The sequence below is a fragment of the uncultured Holdemanella sp. genome, assembly GCF_958348295.1.
Lineage (GTDB): Bacteria > Bacillota_I > Bacilli_A > Erysipelotrichales > Erysipelotrichaceae > Holdemanella.
This window is the reverse complement of the sequence record NZ_CATVYQ010000049.1, coordinates 1-16,257: the sequence shown is the minus strand read 5'-3', so window position 1 is coordinate 16,257 and position 16,257 is coordinate 1. Positions and strand designations below refer to the sequence as shown.

Below are 16,257 nucleotides of genomic sequence, written 5' to 3'. Positions count from 1 at the left end.
TCAGCTACTAATGCTTCTTTTATTTTTTAGTTATACAAATTCTGCAAAGTTAAGGTTATTAAAAAGAGCAAAAAAATCATTAAAAAGTGCAAATACGAATATATATATTGCAGTTTACAATATAGAAGTGAAAGCGCTTACGGCAGGGAATTGTTTTTTTGGAAAGGAGGTAAAATTACTCGTATTTTAGTTTTTTTTCAAATTTATAGAGGAGAGAAATAGAGAATGAAAAAAATATTAAGTTTAGCAGTTTGTACTGCATTAGTTGCGAACATAGCTCCACTTCATATTAAAGCAAATGAATCTGGTGGGGATGTTTCGGTTTCTGAAAATGGTAATAGAATTACTATTGGGAATGGGTATATTAAACGTGTTTTTGAAAATAATAATGGGAAATGGAAAACTGTTTCTATCGATAACAAAAGAATTGATGAACAATTTAGACCGGCTGAAGGTTCAGAAGATTTTGTCATTAATTTAGTAAATAGTCAAAAGACAGAAGAACAAAAACCTGTAGTTACTCCTCCAACTCAAGCTTTAGATCGTATGGCATGGAAAGCAACTTTAAAGAATAAAGATGGAGTTACTTTTAATCATCCAGAATATTTGTTCGATGGTGATAAAAATACATATGTAGACGAATACCAAAAAGCAGGTTTTCCAATTTCTTTAGAAATTGATTTGGGTTCTAAACAAGAAGTATCTTCTTTCTCGTTCTTAAAAAGGCCTGGTTTCACAGATCAAGCATATGGTATTAATGGAACATTAGGAAAATACAAAGTATACGTAAGTGATGATGATGCGAACTGGAATGAAGTTGCGAAAGGTGAATTCACAAAAGAAGACTATAATTTACATCAAGAAGGCAACCTTTACAATGTGGGTGATGTAGTTTATGCGAATTTAAATGCAACTTATAAAACGCAATATGTAAAACTTGAAGCTTTAAGTGATGCGTTAGGAAATACATCTGAATTTACAGGTGCAGAATTCAATTTATATAGTGATAAAACAAGTGCTGGCATTCCACAAAAAGAAGTTTCTTTAACTGGTTCAAATGTGACTTTTAAGGGTAAGTCTACAAATAAGCTAACAGATGGAAATTTAAATGTTGCGATTAGTGGAAATGTAAATGATGAAATTGTATTTGATCTTGGATCTGAAAAAACAATTGGTTCTTTTGCATATCAGAAACGACCTGGTTTCCATGATGCGAACTATGGACTAAATGGTACAATGGGAAAATACGAGCTTTATGTAAGTGATAATGGTACAGAATGGTCACCAGCAGGAAAGGGCGAATTTGTACGTAATGATTATAACTTGCATTCCGTTGTATTAAGTGAAAATACACAAACGAGTGATGGAAACTATAATGCAGGAGATACTTTACATAATGTAGGGGATTTGGTATATGGAAATTTTGATTCTGTATATACAACTCGATTTGTAAAGATTGTACCTAAATCAGATTGTATGGGTGGTACAAATGAATTCCAGGCTTCAGAAATCAAATTATATTCTGATCAAAAATTTGAATCTAAAAAAGATGATGCAGATACAGATATTCGTTCAAGTGAATTAACTGTTTCTGAAAATGGTATTACTACAAAGAATAACGAAGTTCGTGTTTCTTTTGATACTTATGAAAAAGATGGGGTCAATTGGGATATCGATATGGTTACTGTAATGGAAAATAATAAGCATTATATGAATTCTTATCTTGAGATTACAGTGGATAAACCAGAAGAAGCTTCTATTGATTATATCGACTTTGATAACTTCGTGATTCCAGAAGGAACACAAGGTGTATGGAGCATTCCAGATCAAAGTAACATTTCTTCTATGTGGATTGGAAAACATGAATTGATGTTAGGACAACCAATTTATGCTGATGGATTGTTCTTTGGTTCCGAATTTCCTGCACAAGATACAGATGTAAATAAAGATAATGCAATGCAGATTCGTTACTATTCTGGAAAATCAATTGCGAAAATGGCAAGCGATGGACAGAATGTTACAAATGATGGAAAAACTTATCGTACATGGAACAATGTTGTTGGTGCAGCCCAAGGAACTCCTACAGATGTAGTTCAAACAGATTTCTTTAACTATATTGAAGATATCGCAACACCATCTGATTTTAGAAAACAATACAACTCTTGGTATGACAACATGATGAATATCAATGATGAAAGTATTGAAAAATCATTCTTAGGAGCAGAAAAAGGATTGGCTCAAAATGGTGTAGAACCTTTAGATAGTTATGTAGTAGATGATGGATGGAATAACTACAACAATGCGGTAGGTGGAGTAAATGCTCCTGGAGAATCTGGAACTACACAAAACCAGACAGGATTTTGGGAATTCAATAGTAAGTTTCCTAATGAATTATATACTTCAACTGAATTGACAGATAAATTCCAATCTTCATTTGGTGTTTGGGTAGGCCCTCAAGGTGGATATAACTTCTTTGGTGGATTTGCGAAATACTTAGAGGCTATGGGAACTGCAGAAATGCAAAGTAATAGTGCTTTAGGTAACGTAATTTGTACTGGTTCAAGAACTTATTTGAAAAACTTTGAAGATCGTTTCATAGATTATCAAACAAGATTTAATATTGACTATTGGAAATGGGATGGATTTGCATCAAGACCATGTAACAATCCAAATCACAATCACATGACTGGTGGCGACCACGATATGTATTACACGAGTGATATGTGGGAAGCTTGGACAGACGTAATTGAACATGCCCGTGCTGCAAGAGCACAAGAAGGTAAAGGATTATGGATCAATGCGACATGTTATGTGAATTTAAGTCCATGGTTATTACAATGGGTAAATACAATTTGGGTACAAGATTCAGGTGATACTGGTGAAGCAGGTGCTTCAGGTCAAAGACATCAACGTAAGATTTATTATCGTGACAATGTATACAATAACTTATATAAGAAAAATCAAATTCAATTCCCATTAAAGAATATTTACAACCATGATCCAATTTATGGCGTATCAGATGGAAGCAATGCGACAACTGAAGTATTCCGTGAATACTTATTAGATAATGCGATGCGTGGAACTGCATTCTGGGAATTATATTATTCACCAAGTTTATTTGATGCAGAAAAATGGCAAGTAACGGCAGACGTATTAGATTTTGCAGAAACAAACCACAACGTATTGAAGAATGCAAAACTATTTGTACAAGAAGGTAAAAATCCATCTAATGGTGTTTATGGATATTCTGCATGGAATAACAAGAAGGGGTTTGTTTCTTTTGTAAACCCAACTTCAACAAAACAAACGTATGAATTGACACTAGACAATATTGTGGGTGTTCCAACGTCAATGAAGGGATTGAAAGAATATTCTATTTATCCTTATGCAGCTGGTACTACAGGAAAAACAGTTTCTTATGGAGATACATTAAAAGTAACTCTTGAACCAAACACTTCTGTGATTTATCAGTATGGAAATACAGACAGTAAAGCACCTGAATTTGTATCGGCTAAGATTACTAAGAAAGATACTGTAGAAGTTCGTTTCAACGAAAGAATAGCTGATGATATTAAGTTTAAGGTAAATGGAAAAGCAGCAGAAGCTGTATTACAAGCTGATTATCGTACATTTGAAATTAAAGCAAGTGATTTAAGTGATACTGCTCAATTAAGTGTGAGTGGAATTAAAGATATTTATGGAAATGAAGCATCTGCAGTAGAAATAGAGGCTAGAACTGCAAAAGAAATTGCGAAAGTAGCTTCAAAAGAAGATGTAAAAGGTGATGTTTCTGAAAGTAAATCTGATAGTAAAACACTTCTAAACTTAAAGAACAAAGCATATACAATCGCTGAAAATGGAATCAAAGGCGATGCTGATTTTAGTGTATCAATGGCTGTTAATACTAAATCAAGCAATACTGTATTATTAAAACAAGGTGATGATTTCCAATTGTCTATCGATGCAGATGGATATGTAGTATTCGATGTTAAGGGACAACAAGTAACTAGTAAAGAGAATGTAACTACAGTAGTAGAACATGCGAGTGGTAAATTCAGTACTAGTGAATACAAAGAGTCAGTAACACAAACTACAACAATTGGTAAAGTGAATGATGGTAAATTGCATGCAGTACACGCAGTTCGTGAACCAAATGGAATGTTGAAACTATATGTAGATGGAAGATTAGCTACATCAGCATATGATAAGAAAAATCATGGTGCAGACTTAAGTGGTGCTCCAGTCGTTCTTGGAAGTACAAACTTCACAGGATTTGTGGGGGATGTCGTTGTTAGAAATAGTGCATTATATTATGATGATGCACAAAAAGCTGCAGATGACTTTGGAATCAATGTAACAAGCAAAAAACTTTCTAAAAAAGGTTGGGATGCTGAAGCATGTTCGCAACAAACAGATGAAGTTGGAACTGGCAGTGATGGTTCTGCAAAAGATGTTCTTGATAACAAACTAAATACTTATTGGCATTCTAACTATAGTGGACAAGATCATTGTGGTCAAACTCATACATTAACAGTAAGTTTCGGAAAAGAAATCACATTTGATAGCCTAGAATATGTTGCTAGACAAGGTGGTGGAAACGGTACTTGGACAAGTGCAACTGTGTATGGAATTGATAAGTCTGGTAATGAAACGAAGATTGCAGAAGTTTCTGATATGAAACTTACAAACAACAAGTACGAATTTACGTTTGATCAATCACAAACATTTAAAGTTGTACGCTTCGAAGTACAAGGAATAGGAGGATTTGCGAGTGCTGCAGAAATCAATGCGACTGTAAAAATTCAACAACAAAATACAGATAAAGTATTGGATTTACAAAATAAGGCACAAGAATTATTGAATAGTGTAAATCCAGAAGAATACAGTAAAGATTCTTATGAGAAATTCACAAAAGCAGTAGATGCAATCATGGATATGAATGCATTTGCTTCTGAAGAAGAATTGGCAGCATTGGATGCAAAATTAATGGATGCATTTAACAACTTAAAAGCAGAAAGTCCAGAAACAGTAAATAAAGATGCACTTACTAAAGCTTTACAAAAATATGCTGAATACAAAGAAGCAGATTACACAGCAGAAAGCTGGGGACCATTTGCCCAAGCATATGCAGAAGCTAGAGAAGTAAGCGGTGATGCAAATGCTACACAAGAAGCAGTAAATGCAGCAGTAGAAAAATTGAATGTGGCTGCTAATAACCTTGTAAAAGCAGAAAAACCTGGTAAACCAGAAAATCCAGATAAGCCTAGCAAACCAGAAACTCCGGGAAAACCAAGTAAACAAGAAAAACCAGCTAAACCTGGAAACAAAAAAGAACCTGGAAAGGTTACAACTGGATTACAAACAAATACTGGAATCTTAATGGTAGCAGGAACACTTGCACTGGCTGGATTAGGTGTATGTGCTGCATTAGCAAGAAGAAAAAGATATTAAAATATCACATAGAGCATAGACTTGAATGAGTCTCTGCTCTTTTTTGTCTAAAAAGAACTGTTCAAGTTTTGAACAGCTCCTTAGATTAGAACATAAGTTTCGTTTTTAAAAGTTTTCTATAGAGTTCGACACCTTTGTCTAAGATGCTCTCATCAAATGTGAATTGATTTGAGTGTAATGGAATGGTATCTCCTGTTCCTAGAAAAAAGAAGATAGATGGAGCTACATTTCTATAGTAGCCAAAGTCTTCACTAATAAGTACAGGGTTTTCTAGTTTGTGCACTAGATTGTTGTTGTATAGAGTGTAGAATAATTCATCATTATTTAATACAGGTGGATAGTGGTGATTGACTTTGAAATTTACTTGCACCTTGTATTTTTTGATTGCATTATTCATGTTTTGTTCGATAATTTCTACAATTTGATCAAATACCTTTGGATCATAATAGCGAATAGAACCTCGTACATGGGCTTGGTCAGCAATGATGTTAAAGGCTGATCCAGAATGGAAAGTTCCAAAATGAAGAAGGTGGAATGTGTTGTCGTCGAAAGCTTTTTCTTCTTGTTCTAAAGACTTTTGTAGAATTTCAACACAAGCTGTTAATGCATTGATTCCATTTTGAGGTTGTGCTGCATGGCTTGCTTTGCCTTTGACAAGTAATTCAAATTCGCATCCTCCCGCCATCATTTCATTAGGACGCGTATAAACTTTACCCATTTCTAGTTCTGGATAGATATGGGTACCATAAATAGCGGCAATGTTAAATTGTTTAAAGAATCCAGATTCAATGATGGGTTTAGCACCACCAGGTTTTTCTTCTCCTGGCTGAAATAAGAGTAATACGTTGTAGTCACTTTCTTTGGCATATTTAGCTATTTCTAAAACCATCGCCATATGTCCATCATGTCCGCAGGCGTGCATACATCCATTGGTGCTTTTAAATTCCAAATCTGTATTTTCTTCCATAGGAAGAGCGTCCATATCGGAACGAAAAACAATTGTTTTTTCTTTCTTATTGTCAAAAAAGGCGGTTACACTATTAGGAATTGGATGATCAATTGTGCAGTCATATAAATCTAATACGTTTTCGATATATTGTGCTGTCTTTTGTGTTGTGAGTTCAATTTCAGGGATTTGGTGCAAATTTCTTCTGTTTTCAATGATTGTTGGCATAAAATTCTCCTTTTTTGGTTTATTATACTACCTATTTTGAATTGTTAAATAAATTTAACATAGATTTAACATTGTAAAGATAGTATGAAAATCCATTTAAATTTATATTAAGTGCGTAATTATGAAAAGGTGGAAAATATGACAACAACAAATATATTGTCTTTATTGGGTGGATTAGCTTTATTCCTATATGGAATGCAGATGATGGGAAATGGTCTTGAAGCTGCGGCTGGAGATCGCTTAAAACAAATTTTAGAGAAATTAACTTCAAATCGATTTTTAGGTGTAATTGTAGGTGCACTTGTTACGGCAGTTATTCAAAGTTCGAGTGCAACAACAGTTATGGTTGTAGGTTTTGTCAATGCACAAATGATGACTTTACAACAAGCTGTTTGGATTATTATGGGAGCCAATGTAGGTACAACAATTACAGGTCAATTGATCGCATTAGATGTTAGCGCCATTGCTCCATTAGTAGCCTTTATGGGTGTAGCTTTAATTATGTTCACAAAAAGTGCGAAGGCAACTGATTTTGGCCAAATTATTGCTGGTTTAGGTATTCTTTTTATTGGTATGAATATGATGAGTACAGCTATGATGCCATTAAGAGAATCAAAGGAATTTGTTGAATTAGTGACACACTTCTCAAATCCGGTGGTTGGTATTTTAGTAGGTGCTGGTTTTACCGCTTTAATTCAATCAAGTTCAGCCTCTGTAGGTATTTTACAGGCATTGGCAGCCAGTGGTGTTATTGGCTTAGATGGAGCTGTATATGTATTGTTTGGGCAAAACATTGGTACTTGTATTACAGCCGTTCTTGCATCAATTGGAACGAGTCGTGAGGCTAAACAAGCGACAGCTATTCACTTGAGTTTCAATATTATTGGTACAGTAATATTTACATTAGTATGTATGTTCACACCATTGGTATCTTTGGTGATTCATTGGACTCCATATAATGCGACAGCTCAGATTGCGAACATGCACACATTGTTTAATATTTGTACAACGTTATTATTGCTTCCATTTGGAAAATATTTGGCTGAATTTGCACAACACATCTTACCAGTAGAGAACAAAGAAACAGAAGATGATCGTTTATTATATTTGCAACCTCTTCCAAAGTCAAAGAAGATGATTGGTGGTGCCGCAATTTCTGTAAAACAAATCAATGATGAAACATTGCACATGTTAGAATTGGCCTACGAAAATGTAAGTCAGGCTTTTGGACAGTTACTACAGTTTAGTGATAAAAATGATGAACAAATCTATCGAAGAGAAGATACAGTTAACTATTTGGATAAAGTCATTAGTGAGTATATTAGTACTGCTTTAGCGACTCCTAACTTGAATGTGAATATTTCTCAAGCTTTATCAAGCTATTATTTGATGTTGGTAGATATTGAACGTATTAGTGATTATGCGGTGAATATGAATCATCAGGCAGCTAAACGTCTTCAAGATCAGATGACTATTTCGGAAATTGAAATTGTTGAACATATGCAGAAATTATGTGTAGATATGAAAAATGATTTGTATGATGTAGAAGAAGCAGAACGTAAGGACGATGTGATTGATTCACTTGTATCAAGTTGGCGCGAAGCACAGATTCAAGCATTAAAACAACAGAAATGTTCGAGTGAAGTAAGTATGATGTTATCACGTATATTTACAGACTTTGAACGTATCAATGACCACGCATTAAATGTGTCACAAGAGTTTGATAAGATTAATATAGAAATCCCAGAATAAGCAGTTTTTCTGCTTATTTTTTTCGTGGATTTTGTTATAATCTTGTTATGAATATTGAAAAATTATTAAATACAATTATTGAAGCAGGGAAGATGTTAGTAGAGAGTGGTGCAGAAGTCAATCGTGTTGAAGAGACAATGGTCAGAATGTGTCGTTGTTTTGAGGGGATTGAGTATGCGGATAGCTACGTAACTTTAACTGGCATCATGTTTTCGTTAACATATGAAAATAAAACGATAACACGTATTTGCAGGGTGCATACGGGAGAGGTAGATTTAAATCGCATTGATCAAATTAATACGCTTTCTAGAAGAATTTGTTCAAATCCAATGTCAGTGGATGAATTGGCTGGTGAATTGGATCGAATTAAGGGCATGTCTCGCTATACTTTTAAAGAGACAATGCTTTTTGGTGCGGTTGGCGCAGCTGGATTTGGGATTTTCTTTAATGGGACTTTATTAGAAATTGTGATGTCCTTTTTTATTGGGATTTTGATTCGTTGTATGAGTTGTTTCTTGTCAAAGCACAAACTCAATTCTTTCTTGAATAATGCGATATCTGCGGGATCTGCAGCATTGAGTGCTCAATTGATTCATCAAGTATTGCCTCAGACCAATGTGGATATTATGGTAATTTCGAGTTTTATGCTTCTAGTTCCAGGACTTGCGATTACGAATGCGATTCGTGATACGATTGCAGGAGATTATGTATCTGGTGTTGCAAGAGCAGCAGATGCATTTTTATGCGCAGTTGCTATTGCGGTAGGTGCTGGTTTTGTGATGTATTTTTGGATATAGGGGAATGGAAATATGGTGTATGTAATTTTAAAATCAGGTATATCTTCATTCCTTGCAAGTTTGGGATTTGGTTTCCTTTTCAATATCAAAGGAAGAAATTTATGGATAGCCGGTGTTGTAGGTGCTATTGGAGGTGCCTGTTATAAGGTGTCATTATATTTAGGGTGTTCGGAAATTCTATCGAATTTTTATGGAGCCTTAGGTTTGGCATTAGCTTCAGAAATTTTAGCACGTAAATGCAAGACTCCGGTAACAACATTTTTAGTTTGCGCATTAATTCCTTTGGTTCCTGGTGGTGGGATGTATCGTACAATGCTTGCGGCTATTCGTGGTGATGCACAGAACACATTGAATATGGGACTTCAAACATTGAGTATTGCGGGGGTTTTAGCATTAGGAATTCTTTTGGTTTCAACAATTATGCGTGTGTATTATCAAGAAAAGAGAAAAATTTTAGAAAAAAAGCAAAAAAGTACTTGCAATCATTAATATTTATGGTATTATATATAAGCGTCTTGGGGATATGGGCCTGTAGCTCAGGTGGTTAGAGCGCACCCCTGATAAGGGTGAGGTCGTTGGTTCAAGTCCATTCAGGCCCACCATGATTTCTTTAGACGCTTAATATAATGGGGTGTTAGCTCAGCTGGGAGAGCACCTGCCTTGCACGCAGGGGGTCATCGGTTCGATCCCGATACGCTCCACCATTTGTAAAATTTAAACTGCATATGCAGTTTTTTTTTTATACTTTTTTCATTCTATGTTATAATCATAAGTAATCGGATGATTAGAAAGCTGAGTAGATGTATGGAAAAAGAATTTTACGAAGAATTTGAAGATATGGAAGCCGGTATCGACCAAAAACAGGCTCTTGTCGAAGAATCAAAAAAAGTTGATGAAATTGAAGATTTCAGTGAAGCGGTTCGCTTTGTGAATGATTTGAAAAAAAGATGGAGAAAGACTGGTTTTGGTGAGTCTTTGGCAGAAGAAAAGTTAAGAGAAGAATTTGACGCAAACGTTGAAAAAGTATATGAAAAACAAAAGGCATTGGCTCAAAAAGTGGTTGATGTAAAGGAAGCTTTGATCAAAGAAGCTGAAAAAACTTCTTTATCAGATGACTTTAAAAAGGCTACTGAAAAGATGACTTCCTTAATGGATCAATGGAAAGTTTCTGGAAATGCCGGAAAGAAAACAGATGATGAATTGTGGGAACGTTTCAATGCAGCTCGTCAGAAGTTCTATGATCGTAAACACGCAAACTGGGAAAATAGAGCCGCTCAGTTTGAAAATGCTAAAAAGGTAAAAGAAGATTTAATTGAAAAGGCTAAATCTTTACAAGATTCTGAAGAATGGCAAAAAACAAGTGCTAAATATAAAGAATTGATGGATGCATGGAAAGCTGCAGGAAATGCAGGTCGTGAATTTGATGATGAATTATGGAATGCATTTAATGAAGCACGTCAAAAATTCTACGCAAAACGTAATGAGTTCTATGAAAAATTGCATGCTGAACATGATGAAAAATATGCAGAAAAACAAGCTTTAGTAAAAGAAGCTAAATCAATTGCAGGTTTACAAGAATATACTCGTGAACAAACTGCAATGATGAAAGAATTATCAAATAAATGGAAATCAATTGGTTTCTGTGGAAAAGATAAAGAAGACGAAATTTGGAATGAATTCAGAGGTGTTATGGACGAATATTTTGCAGGGCTAAAATCGGCTAGCGAAAAGCGTCGTGCAAACTGGCGTGATCACATGGCAGAAATCATTTCTCGTAAAGAAGAACAAATCGCAAACCAAAAACGTCAAATTAAACGTCTTCAAGATGATATGACAGGCTTGGTAAGTGAGGCTACAGTGGCTGACTTACAAGATCAAGTAGAAGATAAAGAAGACTTTATTAAACAACTTGAACAAGAGATTGAAGACATTGAAAAGAAATTAGCAGAGTAGTTGATCTACTCTCTTTTTCTTGGGGTTTATTATATGAATTTTCATGAATGTATGAAGCTGTTTTATCCAGAAACAAAAATTATATTATATAATCAAAAAAACGAAGTTGTATTAGAAGGATATGTCAAAGATATTCGCCAAGAATGTGAAAAATATCATAATATAGAAGTGACATTCGTATCGGGTAGGGCGGATACAACAGGACTTAAAATTTGGCTAGATATGTAAAAGGAAGAAAGTTTAGTGCTTTCTTCCTTTTCGTTTCTAGTATTTCATATTGCTTTTGATCACATCATGATCTTTTAATAGTTTTTCAATAACTGTACCTTTGATTGCCTTAAGAATTGGTTTTTTGAACACATTTAAAGGTCCTAAGTTAATTTCTAATGGGGATTTACCATCCATTAATTTTACGCTTGAATCTAATAGTTCACGTACATCGTATACACTGCCCCAAACTTCTGGAACACCACGATCTACACCGAGTAATCCGTATACAGCTTCCATTGCGGTACGAACTGAATATTCAGTGGTGAAGACCGTGTCTCTTGGTGTGTCGGCAAATTGTCCTAAGAATGCGAAGTTTACACATCCATCAGGAATTACATCTGGACGATCACCTTTCGTTCTAGGCATGAAGAATGCAGTAATGTATGGCATCATTGTAGGAACGCATCTTGCGGAATTTGTAGCTAATTCTTCAATTTGATCTGTTGGAACACCCAAATGATATAGCCATTCTTCTGTAATTTCTTTACCGGTACATTCTCTCATTGGCTTTTTAATGTAGTCACCATCTACATCGGTAAATAGTCCATATACCCAAACGCATACTTTATTTGGATCTTGGTTTTTGAATTGTCCTTGACGATTGATTGTCCAACTCAATAACCAACTTGAATCTCTACAAGTGACAATACCACCAGTAACTGTTTTTCCACTACGAGGATCACGCTTACAGATGTTAGTGATGTAAGGAATAATTTTATCATCTAATGTTGTTACTGTTGCAGATTCCCAATTTGTCTTTGAAATGTCTGAGCAGAATTTTTCTGGGTGACCAAAGCTAGGATCTTGTTTTGCGATGTTTTTCCACAAGTTCCAGCATCCACTTGTTCTAACTTCAGCATCTCCATTAGGCGCATGATCTTGATCGCCATAAATAGTTCCTTCTGTACAACTTCCATTTGTCACAAATACTAAATCGTTTTCAGTTAATACAATGCCAGTTTCTGTACCGTTGACTTTGCATTCGATTGTCTTCGCAACTTTTTTGTCACCTACAAATTCGAATTCAACATTTGTGACTTCTGTATTAAATTGGAAGTCTACACCATGAGCTTCTAGATATTTCTGCATAGGAAGAATCAATGATTCATATTGGTTGTATCTTGTGAATTTTAATGCACTGAAATCAGGAAGGCCTGAAATGTGGTGAATGAACCTTTGGAAGTATAATTTCATTTCTAAGGCTGAGTGCCAGTTTTCAAACGCAAACATACTTCTCCAATACATCCAGAATGTTGAATCGAATACTTCTTCATCAAACACATCTTCGATTGTCTTATCGTACAAGTCTTCATCTGGTGTCATGAATAATTTCATAATTTCCATAGCACCCTTTGTACTTAAGTCAAACTTACCATCTGTATGTGCATCTTTTCCTTGGTTGATTGTTGCACGACACAATGAGTAGTTAGGATCATGTTTATTTAACCAATAGTATTCGTCTAATACACTAGCACCTTCAACTTCTAATGAAGGAATGTTTCTGAATAAATCCCATAAACATTCGAAGTGGTTTTCCATTTCACGACCACCTCTCATGACATATCCGCGAGTTGGATCATAAATTCCATCACATGCTCCACCAGCAATGTCCATGGCTTCTAAAATATGGATATTTTTACCTGGCATTTGTCCATCACGAACTAAGAAACAAGCAGCAGCTAGTGCAGCAAGTCCACTACCTACGATATACGCATGTTTATTATCTACACCTGCTGGTTTTTCTGGGCGTGCAAAAGCTTCATAGTTTCCATTTGTGTAGTAAATACCTTTAGAGTTCTTTTCGTATTTTCCTCTTTCAGTATTACGATAGTCGCTTGTAACTTTCTTTTCTTCTTCTTTCTTTTTGTCGCTCACTTTTTTTGCAGTAAATAAAGCAGCACCAGTAGCTGCAGCAGTAAGGCCTGCAATGCCTAATTTTACATTATTCTTTGACATATACATGTCCTCCTTTGTTCTTATAACTACACGATAATGGAGGACAAAAATAAAAACCATAAACAAAAAAAGCAAGATGATAATTTTTTTATCATTTTGCTTCATTTGTAAAGTTTGAAATTGAATTTGCGATGGAACCATGCAAAGTATTAGCCATATTATAGATGATTTCATGGTAGTCTTCATACATACCTTTTTGAATCCAATCAAGCATGATACCTACAAAACTGTATTTGTAGAAATCTGCAATGAATTGAATTTGTTCTTCTGTAATATTGGTTCCTTGTGCTTTTTCGCGGACGACTCCTAAAATAAGGTCATGTACTGTAGTAAATAAAAAGCGTTCAATACTATCTTGTGTTGTTGTATGGTATACATTTAATATAAATGGTTTATTTTGAAGGACTGCTTCAAATATAGAGGTTAAGCCTTCTTGCCAAGTGTCATAGGTTTTGTTTCCTTTTAGTGCATTTGTTGCATCATAAATACAAGACCATTCGACTAGGTCGTAAATATCTTTAAAATGATAGTAGAAAGACATTCTTGAAATGCCAATATCATCTGTTAAATCTTTAATGGTAATCTTATCTAATGGCTTTTTTAATAAGAATCTTTTTAGGGATTGTTCTAAGGCAAGTTTCGTTAAGTTTGACATATTTAAATATTATAAAAAAATGGGTCTCCCGTCAATTCTTAGGAGACCATGAACATTAAATTCTGAGTGGCTGTAACAAACAGAATTTTTTCTTGCCCTAGCTGTAATAGGGCCCTTTGAATATTGTAGATGTACTTCTTGTAAGCACACTTACACTATAGTAATATCATTTGTTAATTTAATCAAAACATTTTGTGAAATTTTGGGAAAATGTATAAATTAATGAGCTATATTGATTGATCTTGTATACTGTAAGAGAAAGAGGTGTGGATATTATGTATATATCAGTAGATGAATCGCAAATAAGTGTGTTTTTCTTGGATTGTTTTCGTGTTTGCGTGAATGATACAGAATATAATGTTGTTCTGAATAAGCCGGATGTGGATACATATGAATATGAAATATGGAAGCGGGTTAATAGGGAAATGTCTTTGATAAAAATAGTGACTCTATCACTAGATGAATTTAAAGATTACTATTATGCGGATGAAAGATCGACAAATTTCAGAATAATTGATAGTGTGATTGTTCCTTTAATTGAAAAAATGAGATGATAAAAAGTGCTTTATTTATCGTGCTAAATGGTAAATAGAGCACTTTTGTTTACAGAAAAATACTTTACTTATAAACCATTTAGGTTTATACTTTTTAGTAGATAAAAAACTTTCGCAACTAAAAAGAACAAAAATAATAAGGCATAAAACTAAGGAGATTTACTTATATGCAAAAGAGAACTACGAATTATTCTTTCCAAAAATTTGGAGATGTATTCTATTCTGTAAATCATAATGCAGGGCATTTGATTGATTATGTTGAAAATGACTTTAAAATCACGAACAAATCATTCGATTCTTTTTATTATTCCAGCGATCCGGTATATTTGGATACCAAAGGTGGAATTATAATGCTTGTGGTGAGTAAAGATGGTAAAAAGTTCGAAGAATATGTAATTCACCGTGTTGTTCGATTAAAGCCAGATATTTATTTTAATTATGTTTCAATTTCAAGAGAGAGTGTTCTTCAAATTCATTATTCAAGTCATGGAATGAATCAAAAGATGATGCAAAATCCATATTCTTATCAAGCTTTGGTTTCAAGAATGAATTTAAAAGAGATTTTCACATGTTTTTACCAAGTTCGTAAATCCAATTACACTTTCCCTGGAGAAACACATGATTATTATGAATTGACATATATTGATCATGGTACATTAGATACAACAGTTGATGGGCAGAAATATAGACTTCAAAAATATGATTTGATTTTATATTATCCTGGACAGTTTCATACGCAAAGCACAGATAATCAAAGTACTTGTTCATATCTGACGATTACGTTTGATATGGATAATAAATTGGATGGCAATTTAAAAAATCGTGTATTCCATACGCGAAAAGATATTTATCAAGTCTTGTCTGAATTTATGAAATCAATACAGTCAGACGCACATTTAAGTTCAGAAATGGTGCTATTGTATTTGAAACAAATATTGATTCTTTTATACCAATTTGATGATGAATCCCAAGAACAACAATCTATAACAGCCAATCCAATGCAGGAACACTATGAGAGTACATTGTTGAATGAAATTTTAGTGTTTATAAACAATAATGTATATAAACAATTTACAGTAGAAGATTTATGTATGAAGTTCTCAATTTCAAGATCAAGTTTACAGAATTTATTTAAATCAAATATTCATATTACGCCAAAACAATATATTTCCAATGTGAAATTAAATCAGGCAAAAATCATGATTCATGAGCATAATCAAACGATTTCAGAAATATCCGATATTTTAGGCTTTACTTCGATTCACTATTTTTCTAGGAAATTTAAGCTACAATATGGTATATCACCAACAGATTATGCCAAGAGTATTTCTCAATAAGTCCAGCAATGGACTTTTTTTCTTTCGTTAATAGTGTATGATATGTACATGAAAAAGAATCAAATGTTAATGACATCTGGAACGATTTGGAAACAAATGCTTTTATTTGCCTTTCCTGTGTTTTTGGGCAACTTATTTCAACAACTATATAATACAGCGGATTCCTTGATTGTAGGAAACTATCTGGGCAGTTCAAGCCTTGCAGCCGTTACTTCTTGTGGTGAATTGATCTTTCTGTTGACTAGTTTGTTTCAAGGAATATCCGTAGGTGCAGGAGTGGTCATTGCACGCTACTTTGGTGCGATGTTGATTACCAAATTAATTGCTACAAGAACATTTAAATTAAATTGTATACATA

At 34.2% G+C, this 16,257-nt stretch carries 13 protein-coding genes and 2 tRNA genes; 12 read left to right on the top strand and 3 right to left on the bottom strand.

The window, feature by feature from the left end:
* Both Q3907_RS08910 and Q3907_RS08905 read left to right on the top strand, forming a co-directional pair.
* Positions 1-190 (top strand): hypothetical protein (locus Q3907_RS08910; protein WP_301898025.1); only part of this gene is annotated, 190 nt, incomplete at its 5' end.
* Between the two features lie 35 nt (positions 191-225).
* Entirely contained in the window at positions 226-5,451 is a 5,226-nt protein-coding gene (locus Q3907_RS08905; RefSeq protein ID WP_301898024.1) for a discoidin domain-containing protein, read from the top strand.
* Positions 5,452-5,536: 85 nt separating this feature from the next.
* On the opposite strand, the gene Q3907_RS08900 is transcribed toward Q3907_RS08905, so the two are convergent.
* Positions 5,537-6,625: a M20 family metallopeptidase gene (locus Q3907_RS08900; RefSeq protein ID WP_301898023.1), complete on the bottom strand. Its 1,089-nt coding sequence runs from the start codon at positions 6,623-6,625 to the stop codon at positions 5,537-5,539.
* Between the two features lie 138 nt (positions 6,626-6,763).
* Between Q3907_RS08900 and Q3907_RS08895 the strand changes: the two genes are divergently transcribed.
* From Q3907_RS08895 to Q3907_RS08865, 7 genes are all read left to right on the top strand, one after another.
* Positions 6,764-8,377: a Na/Pi cotransporter family protein gene (locus Q3907_RS08895; RefSeq protein WP_295562303.1), complete on the top strand. Its 1,614-nt coding sequence runs from the start codon at positions 6,764-6,766 to the stop codon at positions 8,375-8,377.
* A gap of 47 nt (positions 8,378-8,424) precedes the next feature.
* Entirely contained in the window at positions 8,425-9,174 is a 750-nt protein-coding gene (locus Q3907_RS08890) for a threonine/serine exporter family protein (protein ID WP_295645376.1), read from the top strand.
* 12 nt (positions 9,175-9,186) lie between these two features.
* A complete protein-coding gene (locus Q3907_RS08885; RefSeq protein WP_301898022.1) occupies positions 9,187-9,663 on the top strand; it encodes a threonine/serine exporter family protein in 477 nt (158 codons plus the stop codon).
* Positions 9,664-9,699: 36 nt separating this feature from the next.
* Positions 9,700-9,776 (top strand) — tRNA-Ile (locus tag Q3907_RS08880).
* A gap of 26 nt (positions 9,777-9,802) precedes the next feature.
* Positions 9,803-9,878, top strand: a tRNA-Ala gene (locus Q3907_RS08875).
* A gap of 100 nt (positions 9,879-9,978) precedes the next feature.
* Complete coding sequence (locus tag Q3907_RS08870) at positions 9,979-11,127, top strand: DUF349 domain-containing protein (RefSeq protein WP_301898021.1); 1,149 nt, start codon at positions 9,979-9,981, stop codon at positions 11,125-11,127.
* A 51-nt stretch (positions 11,128-11,178) separates the two neighbouring features.
* The gene (locus Q3907_RS08865) at positions 11,179-11,355 is read left to right on the top strand and encodes a hypothetical protein (protein ID WP_181979295.1); all 177 of its coding nucleotides are present in this window, start codon (positions 11,179-11,181) and stop codon (positions 11,353-11,355) included.
* A 36-nt stretch (positions 11,356-11,391) separates the two neighbouring features.
* Here the strand turns inward: Q3907_RS08865 and Q3907_RS08860 are convergent, their stop codons facing one another.
* On the bottom strand, positions 11,392-13,353 hold the full coding sequence (locus Q3907_RS08860) for an oleate hydratase (protein ID WP_301898020.1): 1,962 nt from the start codon (positions 13,351-13,353) through the stop codon (positions 11,392-11,394).
* 91 nt (positions 13,354-13,444) lie between these two features.
* Positions 13,445-14,008, bottom strand: a complete 564-nt coding sequence (locus Q3907_RS08855; RefSeq protein ID WP_118011090.1) for a TetR/AcrR family transcriptional regulator — start codon at positions 14,006-14,008, stop codon at positions 13,445-13,447.
* A gap of 275 nt (positions 14,009-14,283) precedes the next feature.
* On the opposite strand from Q3907_RS08855, the gene Q3907_RS08850 reads away from it, so the two are divergent.
* From Q3907_RS08850 to Q3907_RS08840, 3 genes are all read left to right on the top strand, one after another.
* On the top strand, positions 14,284-14,562 hold the full coding sequence (locus Q3907_RS08850) for a hypothetical protein (protein WP_295647282.1): 279 nt from the start codon (positions 14,284-14,286) through the stop codon (positions 14,560-14,562).
* Between the two features lie 167 nt (positions 14,563-14,729).
* Positions 14,730-15,899 (top strand): AraC family transcriptional regulator, encoded by a 1,170-nt coding sequence (locus Q3907_RS08845; protein WP_301898019.1) that lies wholly within the window; start codon positions 14,730-14,732, stop codon positions 15,897-15,899.
* Between the two features lie 42 nt (positions 15,900-15,941).
* Positions 15,942-16,257, top strand: a 316-nt coding sequence (locus tag Q3907_RS08840) for an MATE family efflux transporter (RefSeq protein ID WP_301898018.1), incomplete at its 3' end; no start/stop codon positions are given.

Bases quoted from the DNA above. Each gene is read 5' to 3' on its own strand.
- Q3907_RS08860 (WP_301898020.1), bottom strand. From the start codon at position 13,353: ATGTCAAAGAATAATGTAAAATTAGGCATTGCAGGCCTTACTGCTGCA.
- Q3907_RS08850 (WP_295647282.1), top strand. From the start codon at position 14,284: ATGTATATATCAGTAGATGAATCGCAAATAAGTGTGTTTTTCTTGGAT.
- Q3907_RS08865 (WP_181979295.1), top strand. From the start codon at position 11,179: ATGAAGCTGTTTTATCCAGAAACAAAAATTATATTATATAATCAAAAA.
- Q3907_RS08845 (WP_301898019.1), top strand. From the start codon at position 14,730: ATGCAAAAGAGAACTACGAATTATTCTTTCCAAAAATTTGGAGATGTA.
- Q3907_RS08900 (WP_301898023.1), bottom strand. From the start codon at position 6,625: ATGCCAACAATCATTGAAAACAGAAGAAATTTGCACCAAATCCCTGAA.
- Q3907_RS08890 (WP_295645376.1), top strand. From the start codon at position 8,425: ATGAATATTGAAAAATTATTAAATACAATTATTGAAGCAGGGAAGATG.
- Q3907_RS08870 (WP_301898021.1), top strand. From the start codon at position 9,979: ATGGAAAAAGAATTTTACGAAGAATTTGAAGATATGGAAGCCGGTATC.
- Q3907_RS08895 (WP_295562303.1), top strand. From the start codon at position 6,764: ATGACAACAACAAATATATTGTCTTTATTGGGTGGATTAGCTTTATTC.
- Q3907_RS08905 (WP_301898024.1), top strand. From the start codon at position 226: ATGAAAAAAATATTAAGTTTAGCAGTTTGTACTGCATTAGTTGCGAAC.
- Q3907_RS08885 (WP_301898022.1), top strand. From the start codon at position 9,187: ATGGTGTATGTAATTTTAAAATCAGGTATATCTTCATTCCTTGCAAGT.
- Q3907_RS08855 (WP_118011090.1), bottom strand. From the start codon at position 14,008: ATGTCAAACTTAACGAAACTTGCCTTAGAACAATCCCTAAAAAGATTC.